14 protein-coding genes and 1 pseudogene are annotated in these 16,683 nt (G+C 70.1%); 3 read left to right on the top strand and 12 right to left on the bottom strand.

Annotation, left to right across the window (positions count from 1 at the left end; translation table 11 throughout):
- Positions 1 to 48: 48 nt before the first annotated feature.
- From IFU19_RS07810 to IFU19_RS07790, 5 genes are all read right to left on the bottom strand, one after another.
- A complete protein-coding gene (locus tag IFU19_RS07810; RefSeq protein WP_342343393.1) occupies positions 49 to 1,302 on the bottom strand; it encodes an ADP-dependent glucokinase/phosphofructokinase in 1,254 nt (417 codons plus the stop codon).
- A gap of 7 nt (positions 1,303 to 1,309) precedes the next feature.
- Positions 1,310 to 2,173: a ketose-bisphosphate aldolase gene (locus IFU19_RS07805; RefSeq protein WP_055833435.1), complete on the bottom strand. Its 864-nt coding sequence runs from the start codon at positions 2,171 to 2,173 to the stop codon at positions 1,310 to 1,312.
- A 33-nt stretch (positions 2,174 to 2,206) separates the two neighbouring features.
- A complete protein-coding gene (locus IFU19_RS07800; RefSeq protein WP_199858689.1) occupies positions 2,207 to 3,079 on the bottom strand; it encodes a carbohydrate ABC transporter permease in 873 nt (290 codons plus the stop codon).
- 1 nt (position 3,080) lies between these two features.
- Positions 3,081 to 4,010 carry a carbohydrate ABC transporter permease gene (locus IFU19_RS07795; protein WP_055935870.1) on the bottom strand — a complete coding sequence of 310 codons (930 nt, stop codon included), beginning with the start codon at positions 4,008 to 4,010 and terminating at the stop codon, positions 3,081 to 3,083.
- A 73-nt stretch (positions 4,011 to 4,083) separates the two neighbouring features.
- Positions 4,084 to 5,376 (bottom strand): ABC transporter substrate-binding protein, encoded by a 1,293-nt coding sequence (locus IFU19_RS07790; RefSeq protein ID WP_055935867.1) that lies wholly within the window; start codon positions 5,374 to 5,376, stop codon positions 4,084 to 4,086.
- Positions 5,377 to 5,609: 233 nt separating this feature from the next.
- Between IFU19_RS07790 and IFU19_RS07785 the strand changes: the two genes are divergently transcribed.
- Entirely contained in the window at positions 5,610 to 6,416 is an 807-nt protein-coding gene (locus IFU19_RS07785; RefSeq protein WP_055833427.1) for a DeoR/GlpR family DNA-binding transcription regulator, read from the top strand.
- 34 nt (positions 6,417 to 6,450) lie between these two features.
- Here the strand turns inward: IFU19_RS07785 and IFU19_RS07780 are convergent, their stop codons facing one another.
- From IFU19_RS07780 to IFU19_RS07765, 4 genes are all read right to left on the bottom strand, one after another.
- Complete coding sequence (locus IFU19_RS07780) at positions 6,451 to 7,551, bottom strand: PQQ-dependent sugar dehydrogenase (protein WP_192013384.1); 1,101 nt, start codon at positions 7,549 to 7,551, stop codon at positions 6,451 to 6,453.
- The gene (locus IFU19_RS07775; protein WP_192013383.1) at positions 7,548 to 8,570 is read right to left on the bottom strand and encodes a zinc-dependent alcohol dehydrogenase family protein; all 1,023 of its coding nucleotides are present in this window, start codon (positions 8,568 to 8,570) and stop codon (positions 7,548 to 7,550) included. The genes IFU19_RS07780 and IFU19_RS07775 overlap by 4 nt, the downstream gene beginning before the upstream one ends.
- A 126-nt stretch (positions 8,571 to 8,696) precedes the next feature.
- Positions 8,697 to 10,052: an APC family permease gene (locus IFU19_RS07770; protein WP_055935857.1), complete on the bottom strand. Its 1,356-nt coding sequence runs from the start codon at positions 10,050 to 10,052 to the stop codon at positions 8,697 to 8,699.
- A 31-nt stretch (positions 10,053 to 10,083) separates the two neighbouring features.
- Positions 10,084 to 11,658, bottom strand: a complete 1,575-nt coding sequence (locus tag IFU19_RS07765; protein WP_192013382.1) for an amidohydrolase — start codon at positions 11,656 to 11,658, stop codon at positions 10,084 to 10,086.
- A 172-nt stretch (positions 11,659 to 11,830) separates the two neighbouring features.
- On the opposite strand from IFU19_RS07765, the gene IFU19_RS07760 reads away from it, so the two are divergent.
- On the top strand, positions 11,831 to 12,460 hold the full coding sequence (locus IFU19_RS07760; RefSeq protein WP_191926995.1) for a TetR/AcrR family transcriptional regulator: 630 nt from the start codon (positions 11,831 to 11,833) through the stop codon (positions 12,458 to 12,460).
- Positions 12,461 to 12,480: 20 nt separating this feature from the next.
- Here the strand turns inward: IFU19_RS07760 and IFU19_RS07755 are convergent, their stop codons facing one another.
- The 3 genes from IFU19_RS07755 to IFU19_RS07745 all read right to left on the bottom strand — a co-directional run bounded on the left by IFU19_RS07755 (position 12,481) and on the right by IFU19_RS07745 (position 14,754).
- Entirely contained in the window at positions 12,481 to 13,284 is an 804-nt protein-coding gene (locus IFU19_RS07755; protein WP_191926996.1) for a DUF1206 domain-containing protein, read from the bottom strand.
- A 16-nt stretch (positions 13,285 to 13,300) separates the two neighbouring features.
- Entirely contained in the window at positions 13,301 to 13,978 is a 678-nt protein-coding gene (locus tag IFU19_RS07750; protein ID WP_191916407.1) for a phosphatase PAP2 family protein, read from the bottom strand.
- Positions 13,979 to 14,043: 65 nt separating this feature from the next.
- Entirely contained in the window at positions 14,044 to 14,754 is a 711-nt protein-coding gene (locus IFU19_RS07745; RefSeq protein WP_249405396.1) for a TetR/AcrR family transcriptional regulator, read from the bottom strand.
- Between IFU19_RS07745 and IFU19_RS07740 the strand changes: the two are divergent.
- Positions 14,753 to 16,426: pseudogene (locus IFU19_RS07740) on the top strand (amidase); the annotation flags it as partial. The gene IFU19_RS07745 and the pseudogene IFU19_RS07740 sit on opposite strands and share 2 nt — an antisense overlap.
- Between the last annotated feature and the right edge of the window lie 257 nt (positions 16,427 to 16,683).

The raw sequence follows: 16,683 nt of genomic DNA, 5'->3' as shown, positions 1-16,683 counted from the left end.
TCGTCATGCGCGGAGCGCCCAAGGCAGTGCGCGCTCGTCCAGCCCCGGTCAGGGCGCGGTCGCCGCCGCGTCGAGCGCACGTTCCAGGGCGACCCCCGTCGCCGTGCGCGCCGCAGCCGGCACGGCGGCCAGGAATCCGCCGACGAACGTGTCGCCCAGGCCGATCGTGGTGGGGTGGGCCGTGTCGACGACGAACGCGGGCACGCCGATAGTCCCCAGGCGCTCGCGGAGCGCTGCCACCACAGCCGCCCCACCCGCGTGGCGGGGAAGCCGGGCGGTCTCGTCGAGGTCGGCGGCCGTGCAGGCATCGCCGAGCCGGTACCGGGTCGCGGCGGTGCGCACCGCGCTGTCGAGACCGGCGCGGTGCGCGGCGGCCGCGGGACCCACGGCGATCGCCCAGTACTTCGTGTGCACCACCAGAGTGCGCGCGGGAATGAGCACGTGCACCTCGGCGAGGGCGGCGGCCACGTCGTCGGGCGAGAGCAGGTCGACCGGACGGCCGAGGTACTCCTGCAGCTCGTCTTCGTTCATGCCGTACACGTCGATGCGCTCGAGCAGGCGGGCGCGCACGAGGGCAGACAGCTCCCGCTGGTAGAAGCCCGCGTCCTCGTAGTACACGAGGGCGTCGGCGGGCAGGTGGCCCATCGCCGCGTCGAGGTCGTCGAGCCGACGCGCGAGCAGGTCGGCATCCTGCATGGTGTTGAAGCCCGAGATCAGGAACGCCGCGGCTCCCTCGAGCACCTCGCCGAGTCCCTCGGCGATCGCCATCTCGCGGTTGGGGGCGTCGTTGGCGAAGATCAGGCGATTGGATGCCGGAGCGGTCACCGCCGCGTCCGCGAGGTGCACGGTCGTCCCCTCGGGGTACTGCACGATCAGGTGCGGGTCGAGGGTGTCGCGCGTCGCCGACGACACCACCCGCATCGAGGCCGGCAGCAGGCGCCGCACGTTGTCGTCGATGCTCACGAGGTGCTGCACGGTGGGGACGCCGATGCGATCGAGGGCGATGCCCGCGCGCACGCCCGTGCCGCCGAGGGTGATCTCCTTGTCGAAGTGGGCCGCGAACTGCTCGACGATCCGCGACGAAAGGACGAAGCGCTCGCCTCCCCCGCCGGTGGCGAGGAAGGCGAGCACCGTGATCACGAGCGAGCGCTCGTCGATGATCGGCGTCGTGGTGGTCAGCTCGTCTCGACGGATGCCGTGCTTCTGCGCGAGCGCGGAGAGCACCGCGGCATCCCATCGGATCTCGTAGTCGACGGTGCCGCCGAGTCCGAGGACGAGGTCTTCTGCCATGACGTCGGTCACCGTCCGATCAGTACAGGTCGGCCTTGCCGGCGGCGCCGAACAGGTCGATCTTCTCCGCCGCGGTGATCTTCATCGCGGCGATGGGCTCGGGCTGGATCGCGTTGGGCTCGCGCAGGCGCCGGTCGGTGCCGAGGATCTCGCGCATGCGGTCGTGGTAGGCCACCTTGATGTCGCTGGAGATGTTGATCTTGTTCACGCCCAGCTCGACCGCACGGCGCAGCTCCGCATCGGGGTTGCTCGAGCCGCCGTGCAGCACGAGGGGGATGCCGACCGCGGCCTTGATCTGCTCGAGCAGGTCGTGGCGCAGCTCGGGGCTCTTCTCGGCCGGGTACAGACCATGGGAGGTGCCGATCGCGATCGCGAGGCTGTCGACACCGGTCTGCTCGACGAAGCGCACCGCGTCGTCGACGTTGGTGTAGATGATCTCGGCGGCGCCGGATTCTCCGTAGCTGTCGTTCGCGCCGATCGTGCCGAGCTCGCCCTCGACCTGCACGCCCACGGCGTGCGCGGCCTCGACGACCTTGCGGGTGAGGGCGACGTTCTGCTCGAAGGGCTCGAGCGAGGCGTCGATCATCACCGAGGTGAAGCCCGACTGGATCGCGACGATCATCTGCTCGTAGGTTCCGCCGTGGTCCCAGTGGATGGCGACGGGCACGCTCGAGCGGTGCGCGCGGGAGCGCATCGCGGCGATCAGGTCGGTCGTGATGTGCGAGACCTCGTCGGGGTGGATGGCGATGATGACCGGAGCGGACTTCTCTTCGCTGATGTCCATGATCCCGGTGAACATCGACCAGTCGCTGATGTTGAAGGCCGGGATGGCGAAGCTGTGGGCGTTCGCCACGTCGAGGATGGACTTGCCGGTGTAGAGCACGGAGATTCTCCTTGTTGGGTGGGGTCGGGTGGCTTAGCTCTTCACCGAGCCGGCCGTCAGGCCGCTGATGAAGAAGCGCTGGAAGAACAGGAAGAGCAGCAGCACGGGGATCGAGCCGAGGATGCTCATCGCCATGATCTGGTTCCACTCGTACGAGTGCTGTCCCATGAGCAACTGGATGCCGATCGGCACCGTGCGCATGTCGATGGTGCGCGTGAGGGTCAGCGCGAAGAGGAACTCGTTCCACGCGATCATGAAGGTGTAGATGCCCACCGAGACGATCCCGGGGATCGAGATGGGTACGAGCACGCGCCAGAGGGCGGTGAAGGATCCGGCCCCGTCGACGCGGACGGCCTCGTCGAGCTCCTTCGGCAGGGTGTTGAAGTACCCGGTCATCATGATGATCGCGTAGGGCAGCGTGAACACCATGTAGGTGAAGATGAGGCCCGGATAGGTGTTGTACAGCCCCAGTCCCACCATGAGCCCGAAGTACGGGATGAGCAGGGTGATGGGCGGCACGGCCTGGACGCTGACGATGATGACGTTGACGATGCGCTTGCCGCGGAACTCGAACCGGCTGAAGGCGTACGCGGCCTGGATCGCCACCAGGAGCGTGAGGATCGTCACGGCTCCCGCGACGACGTAGCTGTTGATGAAGAAGCGCACCGTCTCGGGGTTGGTGAAGATCGAGATGTACGCGTCGAACGAGAACGTCTCGGTGATCAGGCGCGGCGGGAGCTCGAAGATCTGCGTGTTCGATTTGAACGAGCTCGACAGCATCCACAGCACCGGCCCCGCGGCGAAGACCGCACCGAGGAGGAGGCCGATGAACACGCCGGTCTGGGCGAACCGGCGGCGTGCGACGGTGCTCATGACGCGCGGGCGCGCGGGGGTGGTCAGGGCCATGTCAGTCCCTCGCCTTCTGCTGGCGGACGTAGAGCACCGCGATGATCATCGACATCGCCAGGACCAGCACCGCCGAGGTGGAGGCCATCGAGAAGTCGTACTTCGCGAATGCGAGCTTGTAGGTGTAGGTGCTGAGCATCTCGGTGACGTCGATCGGACCGCCGCCCGTGGTCAGCCAGATGAGGGCGAACTGCTGCGACGTCCAGATCAGGTCGAGCAGCACGAGGCTGACGATGATGGGGCGCAGCTGCGGGATGGTGACGTTCCAGAACCGCTGCGCGGGGCTGGCACCGTCGACGGTCGCCGCCTCGTACAGGTCGCTCGGAATCCCCTGGAGTCCCGCGAGCAGGCTCACCATGAAGAAGGGGTAGCCGGCCCAGATGTTGATGAAGGTCACCGTGCCGAGCGCGAGCGACGGAGAGGCGAGCCACTCGATGTCGGTGTTCAGCAGGAAGTTCACGATGCCGTTCGGCGAGAGCAGCATGCGCCAGAGCACGGCGATGACGGCGACGGTGAACAGCCACGGCAGCACGTACAGGCCGCGGAAGATCGCCCGGGGGATCGCGCCGATGAGCCGGCTGTTCAGCAGCATCGCGAACGAGAGTCCGAGCACGAGGTGTGCGGCGACGCTGGTGAGGGTGAAGAAGAGGGTGTTGCCGGTCGCCTTCCAGAAGCCCGGGTCGGTGAGGATCGCGACGTAGTTGTCGACGCCCACGACCTCGGGACTCTTGTTCAGGATGACGTTGTCTTGGAACGAGTAGCCGATCACCATGACGATCGGGACGATCATCAGGACGAACAGCAGGATCAGGGTCGGCGACAGGAACGCGTAGGCCTCGCCGGCCTTGCGGAGTTGGCGGGTGCGGCGCGAGAGCGGTCGTCCGGTGACGATCACCTCGGTGTCGGGGGGTGTGAGGGTGCGCATGGTCATGATGTGCGGCTTTCGCTGAGCGGGATGCCGCACCGTGCGTGGGGGCGGTGCGGCATCCCGGATCGGGGTCGGATCAGAACTCCGACGTCCATTCGTCCTGCGTCTTCTTCAGCGCGTCGCTCATCGACTGCTGACCGTCCAGAGCCGACTGGAACTGGGTGCCGAACTGGCGCATGAGTTCCTCGGCGACGGGGAGGCCCGTGAACTCGTTGGCGGGGTAGCCGGCCTTGTAGATGTCGAATGCCGTCTTGAACAGCGCGTCGTCTTCGACGAAGGTCGGCACGCTCTCGGTGTTGCCGGGGAAGGCCTTGGCCATCGTCGACAGCTCGCTGTTGACGTCGGTGCCCATCAGGAACTGCACGAGCTTGAACGCGGCGTCCTTGTGCTCGGAGTTCTCGGCGACGCCGATCCCCCACGAGGCGTAGGGGATGCCCCGCTCACCGGTGAAGCCGTCTTCGGCGGGGATCGCCGAGATCGAGAAGGTCAGGTCGGGGTTGGACTCGCGGATGAGGTTGATGTGCGCGAGCGAGTCGATCATCATGCCGACGCGTCCGTTGGTGAACTCCTCGACCTTGTCCTGCTCCTTCATCGTGAACGAGCCGGGGGCGATGACCCCGTCCTTCCACAACTGCTGGATGTAGTCGGTGGCCGAGGTGACGTCGGCGTTGGTGAGGTCGGGCTGCCCGTCCTTCAGCATCGAGCCGCCCGAGGCCCAGGCCCACGACATGACGTCGTTCTGCACGCCGTTGGGGGCTTCGAGCGAGAGCGGAAGCACCCAACCCGAGACGTCGCCGCCGAGCGCCGAGATCTTCTTGGCCGCGTCGGCGAACTCGGAGCGCGTCGACGGCGGTGCGCTGACACCTGCCTCCGCGAGGATGCCGTCGTTCGTGAACATCGGGTACACGAAGTTCACGACGGGGATCATGTACGTGCTGCCGTCGACCTGGATCTGGCTGGCCAGCTGGCTGTCGTCGTAGCCCGAGTCGCCCATGAGCTTCGTCAGGTCGGCGATGACGCCCTGCTTGGCGAAGTCGCTCACCCACGCGCCGTCAAGGCCGACGACGTCAGGCATGGTGCCGGAGGCGGCTCCGGCGAAGAGCTGCTCCTTGGTCGACGCGTACGGTCCGCTGACCAGGTCGACCTTGATGCCCGGGTTCTCCTGCTCGAACTGGTCCATGAGGCCACGGAACTGGCCGTCTCCCAGCTCGGGCTCCCACCACTGGGCGAATTCGATCGTGACGTCTCCGTCTGCCGAGGTGGCGGCGCCGTTCGACGAGCACCCCGCCATGGCCAGGAGGGTCGAGGCCGCTGCTGCGACACCGACGAGCTTGATGGCGTTCCGACGCCGGCGCCCGCTGTTGTCCATCGTTTCTCCTCATTGAGATTTGCTGTATTTAGCGCTGTTGTGCGCGTTATTGCTGCTTTCAGCACGAGTATGCGCTCACCTGCGGGGTCGGTCAAGCGTCCGATGCAGATTCGTGACAATTGCCGCATCGAACTGCGCGACAAGCAGCAAAAAACGCGTCTTTACTGCGTTTCCATGCCGTTTTCACACAACGCGTGCCGATTCGGTTGCCGCTCTGTGCTAGAGATGACGGCATGGACGCAGCCACAGCCACGACGAAGAGGCGACTGCCCGCGGGACGCAAAGCCGAGCTGGCCGCCTACGTCGCCGAGTCGGGTCAGGTCACGGTCGTCGACCTCGCCTCGCATTTCGGCGTCTCGATCGACACGGTGCGCCGCGACCTCGATCAGCTCGACCGCGAGGGCATCGTCGTCCGCACGCACGGCGGCGCCGTCAGCGCCATGTCGGTTCCCGGCCGCGATCGGGGCCTCGATGTGCGCCTGCAGATGCAGATCTCCGAGAAGGAACGCATCGCCACGCTGGCCGCCGACCTCATCGAAGACGGCTCGGTGCTGGTGCTCAACGCCGGCACCACCACGCTCGCCGTCGCCCGCGCCCTGCGCAACCATCGCAACCTGACGATCGCGACGAACAACCTGCGCATCCCCGCCGAGATCTCCCCCAGCGTCTTCCGCGACCTCTTCCTCTTCGGCGGAGCGGTGCGCACCATCACGCAGGCGACGACGGGGCCGGTGACCCTCGCGATGAACTCGCACACCCCCGAGGTCGAGATCCGCTGCGACTACGCGCTCATCGCGGTGGGCGCGGTCGACGCCTCGGGCTTCTCGACCAGCAACCTCGGCGACGCCACGATGATGAGCGAGATGATCCAGCGCGCCGATCGCACGGCGATCCTCGCCGACTCCTCCAAGCTCGACCGGCGCCTGTTCGCCCAGGTCGCCCCGCTCGAGAAGGCCGACTACCTCATCACCGACGCTCCGCCCTCTCCCGACCTCGCCGCAGCGTTGGCCGACGCGGGGGTCACGGTGCTGACGCCGTAGGGCGCGCTCCGACTCCGGTGACCGGACGGGCCGCTCAGCCCGCCGTCAGCGGCACCCGCAGCACGGCGTCGTCGCCGCCCCCGCCGCGGTCGGTGTTGCTCGTGACGATCCAGAGCGATCCGTCGGGAGCGAGCACCGCGTCGCGCAGGCGACCGAACTCCCCGACGAAGAACTCCCGTGCGCTCGTGGGGTCGGCGGTGGGGACCACCCGCAGGCGCTGGCCCCGCAGGTTCGCGATGAGCACCGAGCCGTCGACGACCGCGAGACCGCTGGGGCTGGCATCCACCGGCGCCCACTGCTGCACGGGATCGACGAACCGGTCGTCGCCGCCGGTGCCCTCCACCTCGGGCCAGCCGTAGTTCGCGCCGGGCTCGATGACGTTGAGCTCGTCCCAGGTGTTCTGGCCGAACTCCGACGAGAACAGCGTGCCCTCGGCATCCCACCCGAGGCCCTGCGGGTTGCGGTGCCCCATGCTCCACACCGGCGAGCCCACGAGGGGGTTGTCGGCGGGCACGTCACCCTCGGGGGTCACGCGCAGGATCTTGCCGCCGAGCGACTCCGGGTCCTGCGCCGCGTCGGGATCGCCGGCATCGCCCGCGGTGACGTAGAGCATGCCGTCGGGACCGAAGGCGAGGCGGCCTCCGTTGTGGGTGTTCGCGGAGGGGATGCCGTCCACCACCGTCTGCGCGGCCCCCAGGGCGAAGGATCCGGCCGAGCCCTCGAGCGCGAAGCGTGAGACGCGGTTGCCGTCGGGGGTGGTCACGTAGGCGTAGAGCATGCCGTCGGCGTGGGCGATGCCGAGCAGCCCGCCCTCGCCACGCGCCGCGAGGTCGGGCACCTCCCCCACCACGCGGGTGTCGTCGCCCACGATCTCGAGGATCTCGCCGGTGTCGCGCTGGCTGACGAGGGCGGTGTCCCCGACGAAGGCCACCGACCAGGGGGTGGTGAATCCGGATGCCACGACCTCGGGCTCCCCGTCGGGGACGACGAACCCGGGGGTTCCGGCCGTCGGGGTCGACGCGGGCGTCGCCGCGGGGGACGCGGCCCTCTCCCCCGTGCAGCCGGCGAGCGCGATCAGCGCGAGAGCGAGGCCCGCCGCCGCCCCCGCGCGACGTTCCCGCGTCGCGGTGGTCATGGGATCGTCAGCAGCACTTTGGTGGCGCGACGCTCGTCCATGGCCTTGTACCCCTCGGCCGCTTCCTCGAGCGGAAGGGTCAGGTCGAAGACGGCGCCGGGATCGATCTCGCGGTCCCAGATGAGCTGGATGAGCTCGGGGAGGAACCGCCGTACGGGAGCGGGACCGCCGTGCAGGTGCACGGCCGAGCGGAACAGCTCCTGACCCTCGAGGGTCACGTCGTGCGAGACGCCGACGAAGCCGACGTGACCACCCGCGCGCGTGGAGCGGACGGCCTGTTCCATCGACTGCTGCGTGCCGACGGCCTCGATCACCGAGTGCGCGCCGAGGCCGCCGGTGAGCTCCTTCACCCGGGCGTTGCCCTCGTCTCCGCGCTCCTCGACGATGTCGGTCGCGCCGAACCGCCGGGCGAGCTCCTGCCGATCGGCGTGCCGCGACATCGCGATGATGCGCTCGGCGCCGAGCTGCTTCGCGGCCAGGATGCCGAGCAGTCCCACCGCTCCATCGCCGACGACGGCGACGGTCTTGCCGGGGCCGACCTCGGCCGCCACCGCGGCGAACCAGCCGGTGCCCAGCACGTCGCTCGCGGCCAGGAGCGAGGGGATGAGGTCGTCGTCGGGGTGCCCTGGGGTGGCGACGAGCGTGCCGTCGGCGTGCGGGATGCGCGCGAACTCGGCCTGGGTGCCCACGCGCCCCATCGGCACGACGTGAACGCAGCGCGACTGGTAGCCCGCCTGGCAGATCTCGCACGTGTTGTCGGAGGCCATGAACGACCCGACGACGAAGTCGCCGACCGCGACGTTCTTCACCTCGGAGCCGATCTCGGTGACGACGCCGACGTACTCGTGGCCCATGGGCGTGGCATCCACGTCGTCGGATCCGCGGTACGGCCAGAGGTCGGAGCCGCAGATGCAGGAGGCGGCGAGGCGGATGACGGCGTCCGTCGGTTCTTCGATGACCGGGTCGGCGCGGTCCTCGACGCGCACATCTCCGGCGGCGTGCATGATGACTCCCCGCATGGCGGTTCCTCTCGATCGGAAGGTTCGACTTCCGGAATACCCGCCGCACCTGGAAACGGCCCGGGGGTTGCGCCCCCACGGCGAAGCGCCCGACCCCGGCGAGGGGCGGGCGCTTCGTCGAGGGCGTCAGGCGACGATGCGCTCGGGCGCCGGTGCCTCGTCGTCGAATTCGACCTCGGGCGGGCGGCGGCGGAACCCGCGGGTCAGCACCGCGAGCCACACGATCCCCACGCCGATCCAGACCAGGCCCACCGTCAACGCCAGAGCCGACAGGCTGAACCACAGCCAGGCGGTCAGCGCGAAGCCGAGCGCCGGTAGAACGCCGAAGCGGAGGATCGCGGCACCGCCGCGGCGACGCTCGTCGATGAGGAAGTGCTTGATGACCGACAGGTTCACGAGCGAGAACGCCGCGAGGGCACCGAAGCTGATGAGCGAGGCCACCGTGTTGAGGTCGGCCACCAGCGCCGCCAGCGAGACCACGCCGACGAAGAGCGCGGCGCCGACGGGGGTCTGGTACCGCGGACTCAGACGGGCGAAGAACGCGGGCAGCACTCCGTCGCGTCCCATCGCGAACAGGATGCGCGCGACGCTCGCCTGCGAGGCGAGGGCGGCGGCGATGCAGCCGGCGATGTAGGCGATGAGGAAGAAGACCTCGAGCCAGCGACCGGCGGCGACCTCCATGATCTGGTTGGCGGCGGCATCCGGGTTCTCGAGGTCGGCGACGCGGGGGATGACGAGCGTCGACACGTACGCGATGACCGTGAAGATGAGCCCGCCGATGATCGTGGTGAGGATGATCGCTCGGGGAACGGTGCGCTCGGGGTCGCGGGCCTCTTCCGACAGCGTCGAGATGGCATCGAATCCGAGGAACGACAGCGCGAGCATCGCGGCTCCGGCGAGCAGGCCGGGGAAGGTGAGGCCGGCGTCGTACAGGGGCTGCAGCAGCGAGACGCCGGGGTTCTGGGCGACGTGCAGCACCGCGCAGACGACGAAGACCGCGGCGAACACCAGCTGCAGACCCACCAGGACCAGGTTGGCGTTGCGCACCACGGTGATGCCGACGACGTTCAGCCCCGTGATCAGCACGACACCGGCGAGGGCGAACACCCACGGCGGGATGCCGGGGAGCTGCGCGTTCAGGTAGATGCCCATGAGCACGTAGTTGATGAGCGGCAGCAGCAGGTAGTCGATCATCAACGACCAGCCGGTGAGGAACCCGACGTGGCCGCCGAAGGCTCGGCGGGCGTACGTGTACGCGCTGCCCGCGCGGGGGAAGGCCTTCACGAGGGCGGCGTAGCTGAAGGCGGTGAAGAGCATGGCGATGAGGGTCACCAGGTAGGCGGTCGGCACGTGACCGCCGGTGGTGACGGCGACGAGGCCGTAGGTCGTGAACACGGTGAGGGGCACCATGTACGCCAGACCGAAGATGACGAGGGAGGGGACCCCCATGACTCGCCGCAGCGAGGTGTCGGATGAGGACATGCGATTTCCTGTTCGAGTCGGAAAGAGCGGTTCAGAAGGTGCGGACGCCACGGCGCCAGGTGCCCCGGATACGGGCATCGGCGATGCGGTCGGCGGGACCGCGACGGATGTCGCGGTCGAGCCAGACGAGGTCGGCGGTCATTCCGGGGCGCAGAGCCCCCCGGTGGTCCTGATCGCCGGCCTGGAAGGCGACGCCGCTCGTGGCGGCATCGAGGGCGTCGTCCACGGTGAGACGTTCGTCGGGTTGCCATCCACCGGTGGGCGCCCCGTCGGGGTCCTGGCGGGTGACGGCGGTGCGGATCCCGGCGAGCACGTCGGGAGAGGTGACGGGCCAGTCGCTGCCGAAGCTCAGTCGAGCCCCCGCGGCCTGCGCCGCGCGCATGCGGTACTGCCGCTCGCGGCCGGGCCCGAGGCGCGGCAGGGTCAGGTCGGTCATGACCGCGTCGGCCATCGCCCACTGCGGTTGGAAGCAGAAGGTGACCTCGAGGTCGGCCAGCCGGGGAAGATCGGCGGGGTCGACGACCTGGGCGTGGGCGATGGTCAGTCGGCGGCCGCGGCGGAGGCTGTCGGCGATCCCCTCGGCCGCGTCGATCGCCGCGCGCACGGCGGCATCGCCGATGGCGTGCAGGTGCACGTCGAAGCCGACCGCATCGCACGCGGCGACCGCGTCGCGCAGGTGCTCGGACTGCCAGTTCGGCAGGCCGCGCGTCTCGGCGTCGTGGTAGCACTCCAGCAGGTGGGCGGTGTGGTTCTCGATGATGCCGTCGACGAAGAACTTCACCGTGCGGCAGGTGAGTCCGGGTTCGCCGGCGACGGCATCGGCGGTGCGTCGCAGCTCCGCGAGCTGCGCCGGCCACCGCGTGGGGTCGGCGCGCAGGGCGAGGTCGGCGTCGACGCGGAGCCGGCCGCTCCGCGCGGCGGTGACCCACGCGGGCACGTCGTGCGCTTCGGTCCACGCCTCCTGCACCCACGAGATCCCGCGGGCGGCCAGCTGCTCCCCCGCCCAGACCAGCGCCTCGACGTCGGCGGCGACGACGGCGTGGGGCGCGCGATCGAGCACGAGGTCGATCGCCGGTCGCTCGACGAGCGTGCCGAGAGGCGAACCGTCGTCGCGCCGCACGATGCGTCCGAGCGGCGGGTCTGGGGTGTCGGCATCCACTCCGGCTTCGCGAAGCGCCGCCGTGTTGACCCACGCCGTGTGATAGTCCCAGGCGTGCAGCACCACGGGGCGATCCGGCACCGCCTCGTCGAGCCAGCGGGCGTCGAACATGCCCCCGGGCACGATGGTGGCGTCGTAGCTCCCGCCCACGAGCCACGGCGCCTCGGACCGTGCGGCCCATGCTCCGACCCGCGCGACGATCTCGGCGACGCTGGCCGCATCGCGGAGCTCCGGGCCGCGGCGCTCGCGTCCCGCGAGCAGCGGGTGGGCGTGACCGTCGCCGAACGCCGGGAGCAGGAGCCCTCCCTCGAGGTCGACGTGCTCGGCATCGTCGGGCACCGGATGCCAGGACTCGGCGATCGTGCCGTCGACGACGACGAGCCGGTCGACGTCGGGCTGGTGCCCGTCGATGCGCACGGTTCCGCCGCGGAAGACGACGACTGCCATGGAAACCTCCTCGTGACCTGAGCTGAATGAAACATACAGCGTAGGTTTTACGAAATCTACGGCGTCCGGAGCCGCGTCGACGGCGGTTTCGCAGACTCGTCACTCACGCCTTACATGGCCGAAACACGACGGGTCGCGTAGCGTGGACAGACCCCCATCGGAAGGCGTCGACATGCCCCGGCCGTCGCATCCCAAGCTCTCGCGCGAGGCCATCGCGCGCGCCGCCCTCGCGCTCGTCGACCGCGACGGAGCCGACGGGGCGAGCATCCGCAGGGTCGCCGACCGCCTCAAGGTGCACCCGACGTCGCTCTACAACCACGTGCCGAACCTGGCCGCCCTCATCGAAGACGTGCGCGCCCTCGTGTCGTCGCGCATCGACTCATCGTTCCTGCGGGAGCGCGAGTGGGAAGAGGGCCTCGCGCTCTGGGCGCGCTCCTACCGCGACGCTTTCCGGCGCCACCCGCGCACCATCCCGCTGCTCATGTCGCACCGGTCGTCGACGCCGTTGCTCATGTCGCAGTACGAGGACTTCGCGGTCGCGGCCGAACGCGTGGGCTGGACGAGCGACGACATCCTGCCTCTGCTGACGGCCTTCGAGTCCTTCATCCTGGGCAGCGTGCTCGACATGTCGGGGCCGTCGGTCATGTTCGACCCGACGGGTCAAGAAGACACGGTGCCGCGCTTCGCCGCCGCCTACGCGACGCTCGCCGACCACGATCCGTCCGACCCCGTGGCGACCCGCGCCTTCGAGCGCGGTCTGGCGCTGCTCATCGCCGGCGCCCGACCCCCCTCACGGGGGTGAGGCGCCGGCGGAGCTGACCGTCACATCCGCGCGTAGCGCGCGCGGGCGAAGCAGAACAGGCCGTACACGATCAGCCCCGCGCCCACGAGCCACAGCACGACCTGGCCGAACGGCAGAGCGGCGAGCGAGCGCAGGGCGGCGTCGATCCCGCCCGCGGCGTTCGGGTCGTGCGTGACGGCGGCCACCACAAACAGCACACCCGCCACCCCCACGGCGACGCCCTTGGCGATGTATCCGACCGTGCCGAAGACCCGGATGCCGCGACCGGCGGTCCCCGCGGGGATCGACAGGTTCTTCGTGAAGGCGCGCGTGCACCCGCGCACGACGAACGCGACGCCGACGGCCGCGACCGCCACGCCGACGACGACCAGCAGGGCGACGCCACCCGGCATCGCGAGGACGCGCGCGCTCAGGGTCTGCGACGACTCCGACGAGTCGGAGCTGCCGCCCATCGCCAACGTCACCGCGGTCACCGCGATGGCCACGTACGCGATCGCGGTGCCGACGAACTTCGCGCGATGCGCCCAGCGCTTCTTGGCATCCGAGTCGCGCTCGACGAAGGCCTCGGCGATCTGCCAGACGGCCAGGGCGGCGAGACCGACAGCGATCACCCAGAGCAGGGCGAGACCGGCGGGAGCATCGCGCACCTGCTGCAGGGCGCCGCTCTGGTCGGCGCTGTCGCCTCCCCCACCGGTGGCGATGCCGACGGCGATCACGCCGATGAGCAGGTGGAGCAGTCCGAGCACGACGTAGCCGACGCGTGCGGCGGCCTCGAAAGCGCGGGAATCCTGGGCCTTGCCGGCGGCGGCGGATGCGGAGGTCATCCGCGAACGATAACGCTCACCCGCCCGTCGCGACGAGGCGTTGCGCTCGACGCACGCGCCACACCTCGACCAGCGCCCACACCAGGGTCGAGACCGCGATCCCCTCGAGCAGGCCCGCCGTCACGTCGGACAACCAGTGCGCGTGCAGGTACGTGCGGCTCCACATCATCACCACGACCCACACCACCCCCGCCGCCCACACCCAGCCTCGGCGCAGGATCAGGCCGAGGACCACGGCGATGGTGGTCGCCACGGCGGTGTGCCCCGAGGGGAACGAGGTGGCCACGGTCTCGGCCAGCGAGTCCGCGGGCCGCGCGCGGGCGATCACGGCGGCGAGCGGCGCACCGATCAGCACGACCAGGGCGATGGCCGCCGAAACGGCGAGCGCGTCCCAGGGGCGCCGCCGCAGCAGGAAGACGAGCGTGGTCGCGACCCCGATGACGATCATGCCGATCGTGCCGCCGACGATCGCGGGGATCCAGGCGATGATGACCGCGACGGGGTTCGCCAGGTCGGCCATCGCGTCGTCCCACCACTGGTCGATCGGCAGCGGCGCCGATCCGCTCAGCTCGACGGCGAAGCGCAGTCCGACGAAGAGCACCGCGGCGACGACACCCACCACGAGGGCGATCGGACGGCGGTGATCGACCCGCGGCCGGTCGGGCAGCAGGGCGGCGTCGGTGGTGGCATCCATCCCGGAATCGTCGCAGGTCCGATGCCGTGACGGCGAGGTCTTGCTCCGGGGCGTCGAACCACTCCTCAGCGCGGACGCGCCGAGGCGATGAGCATGTCGAGCCCCAGCTCGAACGCTCGGGTGGCGACCGGGTCGTCGGGATCTTCGTCGGCGAGCGCGGCGAACGCGGCCGCGAAGCGCGGCACCGTCTCTTCCTGCCCGGTGGGATCGAACACCACGCTCGGACCCGACATGTCGAGCACGCTGCCGAGGATGAACGACTCGAAGACCGTGAGCAGGGGCAGCAGGTCGCGCTGCGGCCACCCGACCGCCTCGGCGGCGACGGCGAAGTGCTCATACCCGGCCAGCAGCACCGGCGCCGACGCCCGCTCGGTCATGAGCAGGGGGATCGCCCGGGCGTGACGGGCGAACGCGCGGCGGTACGACCGCGCCCAGGCGCGCAGGCCCTCTTCCCAGGGGAGGTCGCGCAGCGGCGCGAAGTCGATGTGCTCCGACACCAGCGCCCGCACGTCTTCGACCATGGCCGCGCGATTGGGCACGTGGTTGTACAGCGAGGCGGGGTTCACCCCGAGACGGGCGGCGACCCGGCGCACGCTCGCCCCGTCGGGGCCGTGACGGTCGACGAGCGCGAGCGCCGTACGCGCGATGAGATCGCGGTTCAGCAGCGGGGTCGTGGGTCGAGCGATGGTGGCCTCCGGGGTTCGTTCCGAGCCTACGCATCGGGGTGTTAGAAAAGCCTGGTTCCCGTAAAACAAACGGTGTATGTTTACGGCCATGACCACCGAGGCCTTCACCGTCGTCGAGGCGGACATCGACCGACTGCACGCCGCCCTCGACGCCGGCATCGTCACCAGCGTCGAGCTCGTCGCCCGCTACCTCAACCGCATCGGCGCCTACGACCGCTCGGGCATCCGCCTCAACGCCGTCCCCGTGCTCAACCCGCGCGTCTTCGACGAGGCGCGCGCCGCAGACGCCCGTCGCGCCCATGGCGAGCAGCGCGGTCGCCTCGACGGCATCCCCTTCACCGCGAAGGACAGCTACCGGGTCGAAGGCCTGCCGGTGGCATCCGGATCCCCCGCCTTCCGAAACCTCATCGCCCAAGACGACGCCTTCGCGATCGAACGCCTCCGGGCCGCGGGCGCGGTGTTCCTCGGCCTCACCACCATGCCGCCGATGGCTGCCGGGGGCATGCAGCGCGGCGTCTACGGCCGCGCGGAATCGCCCTACAACGGTGAGTACCTCACCTCGGCGTTCGGCTCCGGCTCGTCGAACGGCTCGGGCACGGCCACCGCGTCCAGCTTCGCCGCCTTCGGCCTGGGCGAGGAGACGTGGTCGTCGGGGCGCGCGCCGGCCTCGCACAACGCCCTCGTCGCCTACACCCCCTCGCGCGGCGTCATCTCGGTGCGCGGCAACTGGCCGCTCGTGCCCACCATGGACGTCGTCGTGCCGCACACCCGCTCGATGGCCGACCTGCGTCACGTCCTGGATGCCGTGATCGCCGACGACGCCGTGACCGAGGGCGACCTGTGGCGCACGCAGCCCTGGATCGCGCTCCCGCGTCCCTCCGAGGTGCGCCCCGCCTCGTTCGCCGAGCTCGAGACCCCGTCGCTCGCGGGTCTGCGCTTCGCCGTGCCCCGCATCTACATCAACGGCGACCCCGACAACGCGATCCCCATCGCCACGCGCGCGAGCGTCATTCGGCTGTGGGAGTCCCTGCGCGCCGACCTCAAAGCCGCCGGCGCCGAGGTCGTCGAGACCGACTTCCCCGTCGTCGACCGTTACGAGAAGCTGCACGACGGGGACGAGGACTTCCTCGACCGCGGGTTCGTCACCCGCGAGTTCCTCGACGACGAGGTCGGGGACCTGGCGGTCTGGGCGATGGACACGTTCCTGCGTCAGAACGGCGACCCCGAGCTGCACCGCCTGGCCGACGCCGACGCCGCGCTCATCTTCCCCCCGCCGCCCGGCTCCCTGCACGACCGCTACGGCATCTGGCACTTCGACATCTCGTACGACATCGCCGACTACGTGCAGCGCGCCCGAGAGTGGCAACCCGACTGGCACGACGTCGCGAGCCTCGAGCGGGGCCTCCGGGGCCTCGAGCACACCCGCCGCGTCGACTTCGAGGACTGGCTCGAGGCCGAGGGCTTCGACGCCGTGATCTTTCCCACGCAGTCCGACGTCGGTCCCGCCGACGCCGACGTGAACCCCGCCTCGGCCGACATCGCGTGGCGCAACGGCGTCTGGGTCTCGAACGGCAACCTCGTGCCCCGCCACCTCGGCATCCCGACCGTCACCGTGCCGATGGGCACCATGGCCGACACGGGGATGCCGGTCGGCCTGACCATCGCGGGGCCCGCGTACAGCGACTCCCGGCTCGTGCAGCTGGGCTCGGCGATCGCCGACCTCGGTGAGCGCCGCACGGCACCGCCGCGCACGCCCGCCCTGCCCGACGAGACCGTGTTCGCCGACCCGAAGCCGGCCGCGCAGGGCGCGCTCTCGCTGCGCGTCGACGAGGTCTCGCTCGACGGCACGCTCGTGCGCTTCACCGCGATCGTGAGCGGGGGCCCCGCCGCCGACGTGGTCGCCTACGTCGACGGCATCCGCGTCGAGACGAGCCGCGAGGGCGACCGCGTGAGCGGCTCGACCGAGGTGACCCCCGGCGCCTACGGTGAGGCCGTGAGCGAATGGGTCGCCCCCACCGG

The sequence above is a fragment of the Microbacterium sp. CFBP 8794 genome (assembly GCF_014841235.1).
In the GTDB taxonomy this organism is placed as follows: domain Bacteria; phylum Actinomycetota; class Actinomycetes; order Actinomycetales; family Microbacteriaceae; genus Microbacterium.
This window is presented reverse-complemented; position numbering and strand designations above follow the sequence as displayed.